Source organism: Microseira sp. BLCC-F43 (genome assembly GCF_041929235.1).
GTDB lineage: Bacteria > Cyanobacteriota > Cyanobacteriia > Cyanobacteriales > Aerosakkonemataceae > Microseira.
Window position 1 is genome coordinate 1 of record NZ_JBHFNP010000340.1, and the last position, 9,238, is coordinate 9,238.

Annotated in this window: 7 protein-coding genes; all 7 read right to left on the minus strand. The window is 44.8% G+C overall.

The annotated features are described in order from the left end of the window. Window positions 1-213: 213 nt before the first annotated feature. Entirely contained in the window at window positions 214-669 is a 456-nt protein-coding gene (locus ACE1CM_RS44740) for a hypothetical protein (protein ID WP_374885969.1), read from the minus strand. 415 nt (window positions 670-1,084) lie between these two features. Beyond that, the gene (locus ACE1CM_RS44745) at window positions 1,085-1,531 is read right to left on the minus strand and encodes an SRPBCC family protein (protein WP_374885971.1); all 447 of its coding nucleotides are present in this window, start codon (window positions 1,529-1,531) and stop codon (window positions 1,085-1,087) included. Window positions 1,532-1,698: 167 nt separating this feature from the next. Further along, complete coding sequence (locus ACE1CM_RS44750) at window positions 1,699-2,166, minus strand: hypothetical protein (protein ID WP_374885972.1); 468 nt, start codon at window positions 2,164-2,166, stop codon at window positions 1,699-1,701. A gap of 545 nt (window positions 2,167-2,711) precedes the next feature. Next, entirely contained in the window at window positions 2,712-4,526 is a 1,815-nt protein-coding gene (locus ACE1CM_RS44755; RefSeq protein ID WP_374885980.1) for a radical SAM protein, read from the minus strand. An 80-nt stretch (window positions 4,527-4,606) separates the two neighbouring features. Then, entirely contained in the window at window positions 4,607-6,421 is a 1,815-nt protein-coding gene (locus ACE1CM_RS44760) for a tetratricopeptide repeat protein (RefSeq protein WP_374885974.1), read from the minus strand. Between the two features lie 105 nt (window positions 6,422-6,526). Continuing rightward, complete coding sequence (locus ACE1CM_RS44765) at window positions 6,527-7,732, minus strand: RNA-guided endonuclease InsQ/TnpB family protein (protein ID WP_374885976.1); 1,206 nt, start codon at window positions 7,730-7,732, stop codon at window positions 6,527-6,529. A 314-nt stretch (window positions 7,733-8,046) separates the two neighbouring features. Then, complete coding sequence (locus ACE1CM_RS44770) at window positions 8,047-8,583, minus strand: hypothetical protein (protein ID WP_374885978.1); 537 nt, start codon at window positions 8,581-8,583, stop codon at window positions 8,047-8,049. Between the last annotated feature and the right edge of the window lie 655 nt (window positions 8,584-9,238).

The following is a 9,238-nucleotide window of genomic DNA, read 5'->3' on the forward strand; positions in this document are numbered from 1 at the left end:
GAGGGACACCTTCGTTGGTCAAGCGCGCACCCTTAAGGGTGCGCGCTTGACAAACTTTCGCGATTTTGCTGTACCTCACTCAGAAAGCAATTCGCTGTAAAACCCGCCCCTACAACCTACTTTTCCTAAAAAAAATACCCAGATGATGACATCTGGGTATCGCTTTAAAAATCTCTAGGAGAAACAAAATTTAAATTCTAAAAAGCTGTCGATTTAACCTTGAAGTCCAGTTCCTTCTTCCCATTGCAAAACTCGTTCGCTGAGGATGGTGCGGGAACCTTGAGTTACGACTAACCGAGAAGGGGTGACAACATAACGGGTATTGCCATTTGCAGCCACATATCTTTCATCAGAATAGCTGCGAATGCGGAGAGTAATACCGCCTCGGTTTAAATTTTTGCCTTGAGCAGTATAATAAAGAGTTCCGCCTTCAGTCGCGCAAATCCATACGTAATAATTTCGCGTTTCGGCATAGCGCAACATATAAGTATTGCGCGGACAAGCATCGTCGCCATAGGCAACTATATGGGGATAGTTAAACGGATTATTAACTCCATAAATGCTCCTCATTAATTGACCAGCTTGAGCGGCAGGAGTCAAGCATAATGAAATACCAGCACCTACTAATGCCATTTTCAGCGCTTGTTTGAAATTAAATTTAGAAAACATAATTTAGCCCTGCTTAGCTGTTAGATAATTTGTTGAATTGCTCTGTAATTACTACTTCTAATCTAGCGATAGCTATTCCGGAAATTTTTTAAGAATTTGGGAGTTTGAATTAGATTCAGGACTGACGCAAAGAAACTAAGGGCGAGCGGAAAAATCGTTGGTTTTGCAACCAGAGATTGACTCTTCACCTTTGTTTCTGGCAACGCCCTTGCGTAAGTCCTGAGATTGTCAGCGCCACAGAACCTAGAAACCCGGTTTCCACCTAGCTCTCTAGTTTAGAAATCAACGATTTTTCACATCACCTTAGTTTCTTTGCGTCAGTCCTGTGCAAACTGAAATAGGTCATAGCAGGGAAAAACCTCTGACCTATTACCCAAAAATAAACTACACTTCTCTAAGACTAAATTCCGAAAAACTATTTCTCGCACTCGCGTTTTGTCACTTCGTGGCGGTAGCGAAACATTTCATCGAGGCGCGAGTTTACCCACCAACCCAAGACGAACTCAGCAAGGAAACCACCGGGGAGGGAATATGCGATCGCATCCGTCAATCGGGTTTTCCCATCAACAGTGGTAAACTGATGGCGATGTACCCACGACTGCATCGGCCCTGTAACCTGTTCGTCGGTAAATAACCGATATTGTTCGCATTCGGTGTGACGCGCCACCCACTGCACCGGAATTGGCCCCAAAAAAATGCGAAACTCTGTAATAGCACCCACATCCAAACCCCCCTCGCGGCGCACAATTTGCACGGGTTGCCAAGGTGGAGTAAGAATTTGCAGGATATCTTGTCTTTCGTGGAAGCGCCAAACAACTTCTACCGGCGCATCAATTAAGGTGGAACGTTTGAAATGCAGCATGATAAAAAAACGTGAGGAAATTAGGGAACATCAACAGGCGCAAGTAGGGGCACGGCATGAGACAATCTTTTGATATAAACCAAAAATTGTTCTACGCCGTGCCCCTACATAATTGTAAATGACCCAGAAACCCGGTTTTTTCAAAAAACCGGGTTTCTCGTGGGTTTCTACCATTTCCAAGTAGCTCTTTCTCTGAGAATTACTCGCCCATTTTGAGTAACAATTAGTTCGCTGCGGGTGAGGGTATATCGGACATTCCGGTTAACTGCAACAAATCGGTCATTACTAGAGCTTTGCAGCGGAAGAATAATGCCACCCGTTTGACGATTTTTAGCAACACCAACATAAGTATTGGGCAAATCGCCCCCGCAAATATAGATGTAAAAGCTTCTAGTTTCCGCCGTAACAAACTGACTCCCGCCGCTATTTGGCGGACAATCAGATTCTGTTTGAGCTACCAGGGTAGGACGATCGTCTGGCACGTGTCCCAAAGGTATGCGATTGTAAATAGCAGAACTGTTTGGAGTGATGGATGCGGCATTGACCGAGGGAGTCAAGGCTAAAAGTGACCCAAATGCGCCCAGAGTCAGTTTTAATACCCGTTTGCCGTTGGAGTTATGTTTCGTGAATGCCATAATGTTCGCCTTTCGTTGAAGATAAAACTATTGTTTATGCCTTTTAGGCAAGGTTCTCTTTTAGATTGCCCAATAATCTCTTCTTCAAATCAAGGACAAGCTAATTCGGAAAAAAAGTAATAAATTTTTAGTATCCGTAAGATTACTTACGGCTTTCCCAGTAGAAGAATACCTATTTAATCAACCACAGAGGCACAGAGGACACAGAGGTAAGAGAAAAGAAGAGGTAGGTAATCGGTAAACGTAGTAAACGTAGGGTGCGTTAGACGAGAGTACGGCACCAACACCCCTATATATTGAAGGAAGTAGCCGAATTGGTTGAGCGGCTATTTTGCCTATGCCAGCTGCTGCGAGCGAAAATTACCCTTTTGGGTGAAGCGCAATTAAATTTCAGGGCTTACGCAGCAACTTCAGATATGGTGGATATGGTGCGTTACGCTGTGGTGGACATGGTGCGTTACACTGGGTTAACGCACCCTACATATAGAGACGTTGCGTCAACCCTGATTTGATCGTTTAGCGCCAATCCCTCTATTTACTTTTTGTTAATTAAAATGCGATGTTGCTGAAGCTAAATGCTTTTGCAGCGTGGTTTGAGAAAGTGGCCCTTGTAAATGACTCCAAGGCAAAACTTGCTCTTGATTCCAATTAGCATGAACGTAGAAATCTAGTGAGGGCAATTGTCCGCGCAGTTCTTTAAAAGCACGGCGGTAACTGCCCAAAGAATCGCCATAATGCCGGGTTAATTCTAATAATTTGGATACGCGGCGATCGCCTCGCGATATCAATGCTTGAATCACCGACCAATTGTAACTTTCAGGGCGGAAATCTATCCCGATTTTCCTCAATTCTTTTTCCAAGTATTTCAAGCGCTTTTCTGCTTGGGAATTCACGCCAAACCATTGAAATGGCGTGTGTGCTTTGGGAACAAAAGTACTGCATCCGAATGTTAAGCGCAAACCGGGGGCAGCTTTTTTAATCTCCCGCATCATCGTTACGGTTGCATCTAAGTCAGCGGGTTCTTCGCCGGGAATTCCTACCATGCCATATAATTTAAGACCGGATAATCCACCTGCTTTGGCGTTTACTGCTGCTTGGATAATTTCGTCGTTATTGAGTTTTTTGTTGATAATTTGGCGGACTTTTTCCGAACCGCTTTCTACTGCGATGGTGAGCGATCGCGTATCGCGTTTCGCCAATGTTTCCGCCAGCTTTACTGTTACTGTATTCGTCCGCACCGACGCGATGCTGAGTCGCACGCTATCGTATTTTGGCTGACTCAAATATTCCAATAACGTTTCAAATTCTGGATGCTGAGTAACCGACGCACCCAACAAACCCAGTCTATCTGTAACTTCCAACCCTTTTTCGATTGCCGGAATTAGCGAAGTTTCTACACTTGCTGTCCGAAACGGTAATGTTAAATAACTTGCCAAACAGAAGCGGCACATTTCCGGACAACTGCGTACCACTTCTACCATGTAAATATTTTCCCAAGCGGCTTTTTCTGTCACCACCGTTGAGGCAGAAAGGACGTTTCCCCGATAAGTTTGCTTTTCTACTACTGCGGGAATTTCTGGATCTATTGGTTTAATCGATTCAATAGCACCCGTTGGACTGTGATAATTTACTTCGTATAAACTTGGAACGTAAATTCCTGGAACTTTTGCTAAATGCTTTAATTGAGTTTGCCTATCTGCGGTGCGGACTTGTTTATACGCTTCAATAAAATTACCCAACAAGTTTTCGCCATCCCCCAGCAATATAATGTCGAAAAAGTCTGCAAACGGTTCTGGGTTTGCTGTGAGAACCGGACCACCTCCAAATATTAACGGATGGCGATCCCCCCCTGCCCCCCTTGCCAAGGGGGGTTCCACAGAACGATCCCCCCCTGCCCCCCTTGCCAAGGCGGGTTCCACAGAACGATCCCCCCCTGCCCCCCTTGCCAAGGCGGGTGGCGAAGAATTGTCCCCCCCTGCCCCCCTTGCCAAGGGGGGTGGCGAAGAACGATCCCCCCCTGCCCCCCTTGCCAAGGGGGGTGTCAAAGAGCGATACTCCCCTGGCAAGGGGAGTTCCTCATTCTTAGCCCCCCTTGTTAAGGGGGGTTGGGGGGATCTCTCGCTACTGCGAATAGGAATTTCTAGGAATTCTAGTAAGTTGAGAATATTGACGTAATCTAATTCCCAAGATACGGAAAATCCGACTAATTCTGGATGCCTTGGTAGGGGTTCGTGGGTATCGGTAAATAAGCGACTGACTTCAATATCAGAACGCATTGCTAACGTTGCCCATACGACTTGATAGCCTAAGCTGGTGATGCCGACGCTGTACTCGTTTGGGAAAGCAAATATAGTCGGTATCGCGTCGGCGTTGGGCTTCGCGGGGGTAAATAAAAGGCGTTCGGATGTAAAGACAGAGGCAGTCACGATGTTGTTCGGATTTAATTTTTAAGCTTTTTCAAATAAGCCCTAACCCAATCATAACGCACCGGGTCTTTTTTCAGCAGGTACTCGGCAACGTCTTGTCGCTTGTTCTCATCCTTTGTACTCCTGACTACTCGCTTTATCTCGTCGTCGATAGCTTCTGTTTCTGCCCCGCGTTGTATCGCTTCCGCAAACCAACGATCGCCCTCTGGATAGTTACCTCGGTCATAATAAATTGCTCCCATCAATGTTAATGGTTGATAACTATCAGGGTGACAATCAATCGCTTCCCTTGCACAACTTTCTGCTTGGTCTAACTGATTTTTATCTCTGAAGGCTGCACCCCTAGTTACTAAAATGGCTGACTTTAAATTACTTTCTTTAATTTTACTTAAATCCAAATTTGTTAGCTGTAATGCCCGCTCCGGTTCGTTAGCCTTTCGCCAATAACTGCTGGCTGTGGGTATGTGCCATTTGTGACCAGTTCGTTGATATTCCTGTTGATAAAAACTTGCTTCTAGTCTGTAGTGAGCCATAGCAATTTTTCCCTCACGAGCAAGAAGACCTTCTTCTATTAACTTAACCACTAAGAGGGGATCGAGCCGCTCTTCTCTTTCCAGTTTTAGCATAATCGTATAAAATGGTTCGATCGGTAAGTTAGGGTCTAAAATTCTATACTTTGACTTAAGCTTTGCCAAGTGCTTTTGTTGATCTAAAGTAATAATATCTTCACGTCCGTTGTTTTTCAGCAATTCAATTTCTGACTCACTTAACCGCTCTCCTGCGTTGACTTTTGACTTCAAATTAGAAGCATATTGTTCTTGAGCAATTGCAATAGTTTCAACCAGGTTACGCTTTTTCAGGAAGTTAATATCTTGTTCTCCTAACAAATTCCCTGAATCAATTAGTTGGAGGACTTTGTACAAATGACTAGAGGGAGATGAATCCTCATATTGAGTGGATTTGTACTTAGCTTTCAATTCAGCAAAGTGCCGCTTCTGTTCAATTTCACGAACTAGCGCCAGTGTCTCGGACAATCCATTTTTTTCCAGCCATTCCAGTTGTGTCTTGTTCAACTGCCGATCTGCATCAACGTTTCGCAGGATTGAATATAGGGGACTAGAGGTAGATGAATCTGGATGTTTATTAGCCCCGTACTTTTCTTTTAACTGGGAAAACTCAGCTTCTCTTGCTGCTGCTATTTGTTGGTAAATTTCCAGGGTTTCCAAGAGTGAGTTTGTCCTCAGCCAATTGACTTCTGAATCCCTTAGCTGTTGTTCTTTTTCCAGCCTCTTTAAAATCTGATATAGATGACTAGAAGGCGATGTATTTTGGTGTTTATCGGCTCGGTACTTTGCCTTCAGCGCTGCAAATAGTTCAATGTCTTGCCTCAGCTTATCAGCCATTTCAGCTAGGTGTGGAAGACCCCGCTCTCTCAGCCAGCTAATATCTGAATTATTTAAGTCACTGGCTGATTCAAACTTACAAAGAATTACATACAGGGGACTCGATATTTCTGAACTACAAGATTTCTGTGAAGTCCAATATTGAGTGACTTTGTACTTGGCTTTGAGTTGAGCGAATTCTGCTTCCAGTTTTTTATGTTCTTCGACCCTAAATTGCTGTTTTTGCTGGATAATTTCAATTGTTTCAGAAAGCTGATGCTTTCTCAACCAATCAAACTCTACATCAGTTATCTCAATTGCCAAATCCGCTTTTCGCAAGATGAGATATAGAAGACTAGAAGGAGATGAATCTTCATATTTGATTGCTTGATATTTAGACTTAAGTGCGGTAAAATGCTTAAGCCTAGCTTGATGTTCGTTATCCATGTTGAGTTGTTGTGTTGAGGAGCGATCGCGTCAAGACTTTTCTGGCAAATGACCCTGTGAACTACCAACACCAACTGCTATGCAGTATGGTGTAGGCTTCCTTTTTCACGCTCGGATTGCCTCGACGATCGTAGATTTTTTACGTCCGGATCGTTTTGGTCTTACATTCCCTCCAAAGGCAGTAGCGCTAGTTCCTAACGCCAAAATCCGCAACCCTTCATTTCTGATGTTGATCGCTGCATTGATGTCACGATCGTGTTGTTTTCCGCAGTTTGGGCAGTCTACGAAACGGACTTTGAGACTATCGTATCCTTTCTGAAGCATGGGTATGGGTAGCAACGTTTCTGAACAGAGTTGCGATGATGGAAAGAATCGATTGCTCTCGACATAATTCCGGTCATATTGCTCTGCTTTGTATTTCAACATCGTCAAGAACATTCCCCATCCTCGAGCGGAGATTGCTCTGGCTAGGTTCGGATTCTTGACCATGTTTTTGACTGCTAGATCTTCGACCACAATCACTTGGTTTTCGCGAACTATTTTGCGGGATAGTTTGTGGAGAAAGTCTTCGCGGATTCTGGCAATTTTGCTACAGACTTTGGCAACCAAACGCTTTGCTTTTCTGCGATTACTTGCTCCCTTTTTCCGTGCTTTTTTTCTCTGTTTGCGTTTTTTGTTGCGTTCTAGTTTCTGTAGTTTTCTCTGTACCTTTTTGGATTGATTATGTTTTTCTCCATCTGAGGTGATGGCGAAATCTTTCAATCCTAGATCTACACCGATTGCATGGTTCTTAGCTTCAACTGTCTGTTTAGACGTTTCAAACAGAACTGATGCGAAATACTTACCATCCGTGGTTTGCGAGATGGTTACGCAACCTTGCTTACCGTCAGGGAGATCCCGATGAAATACGGCTGAGACAGTACCCAATGTACCTGGAAATTTGATTGTTTTCTCTTCAACGTTTAGGACTACTTTTTGAGGATAAGAAACCGATTGTAGAGAGCCTTTCTTCTTGAAAGTCGGGTATTTCCCTCGACCTTCAAAAAAGTTTTGAAACGCCTGAGATAGATTGAATGTGACCCGTTGAAGTGATTGGGAATAAGCAAGCCCCAACCAGTCAATCTCAGCTTTCAATCCGGGTAGCAATTTATCCATTGCAGCTTTGGAAAGACCTTTCCCGGTTTCCTTGTAGGTATTCGTCGTGAGATTGAGCATGTAATTGTATAACCAACGACAATTACCAAAACATTGAGCTAAGTATTGCTCTTGTTGGGGAGTGGGATAGAGTCTGACTTTGACTGCGTGATGCACTGTTTACGACCTCTACCGTGTTTATACATTCATGGTAACGGAAGTTTCGATGATGTGTATAAAGTAACTGTTAAGTTACGTGAGAGATTTGTTCGTTTTGTCGTGATTCCCTTCCCTCGCTTACAGCATTGGTCAGGGAATCCTCCAAGGGCTCACTCGCATTCATCCCACCATCAAATCAAAGATTATGATGGGGGCATTCTGCTGTTGCTAGGTAACAACAACCTTATAATAGCCGCAGTCAACAACAGAACCGGGAAGATACCGATGCCGCTATTGTGTGTTTTGGCATCACGCGCGATCGCATCCTCAGATTATTTAGTCGCCGCATTCAGCCTGATGCGATAAATTTGTTGTTCTGGTGTCAGCTGACAACCTGAAATCGGTTGGTTTGGCGGACAGCTAGCACCTGGGGCGGGTTCCCATTCCACGTTGAACACGGCTAAACTGTTGCCTTGACGAAATCCTCTGGCAACTTCGGTTGGGCCATCGGCTGTGTAATCGGATACTTCTGACCAGCCTTGCTTCGCCAGCAGATCGCTTAAATTGCGGACAATATCAGAAAGCTTGTTAAAGTTGCGCCCGTCACCCGTTGCAATCAACTGACAGCCAATGCCTTGCTCTCGGTTGATGTAATCTACAAAAGATCCCCTTGTCATCCTCACCCTGACTTTGAGGGCGTTCGTCATTGCTTGGGCTAATTGGTTGCAGGCGGCGGGGGGTAAAGGTTGATACCTGGATGCCTGGGTTTGTGCCACGAGTTGGGGGAGAGTGGGGGAGGAAATGCCGGTAATGCTTGCTAAGAGCAATAAACTGGGTATTGCGATCGCGCAATTAATCAATCGAGCCATAGTGAGTTCCGTTCGCTTCCTGCTATACAGAACTTGGCTAAACTTACCTAAAGTTCACCATTCAACTAGAAGTAATTTCTAGAGGGTCTGCTTAGAGCTTCCACCAAGGGAGTCGGATCCTTCTTGTCCACAGGCGTCAATTCGGGTTTTGCCCACCCTATGAAGCTTTTGAGCGTTTTACTTTTGAAGCTAAGAGCCATTGTTCATCCATTATTTTCAGCCAATTTAACGAATCGTGGTAACACGATCGACCTTTTGAGCGGCTGGCTAGTTCTGAATCGACTGTGGTTTACAAACCAGACAATTTTTAGCCTTGGTTTTCGGCATTGTTAAGGAATATAGCACAAAAGTGCATCGCCATCAATAACTATAAGTTTCTTTATGCAACTTGCGTAATAAAAGTTTAGTAAAGAATTTGGCGATTTAATCTAGCTCCCAGGCTACCATCCGGAGGGCGTCCAACGGCGCTCAAGCGCCTACTACGAACGGCTCAACGGCGCTCAAGCGCCTACTACGAACGGCTCAACGGCGCTCAAGCGCCTACTACGAACGGTCCAACGGCGCTCAAGCGCCTACTACGAACGGCTCAACGGCGCTCAAGCGCCTACTACGAACGGTCCAACGGCGCTCAAGCGCCTACTACGAACGGCTCAAC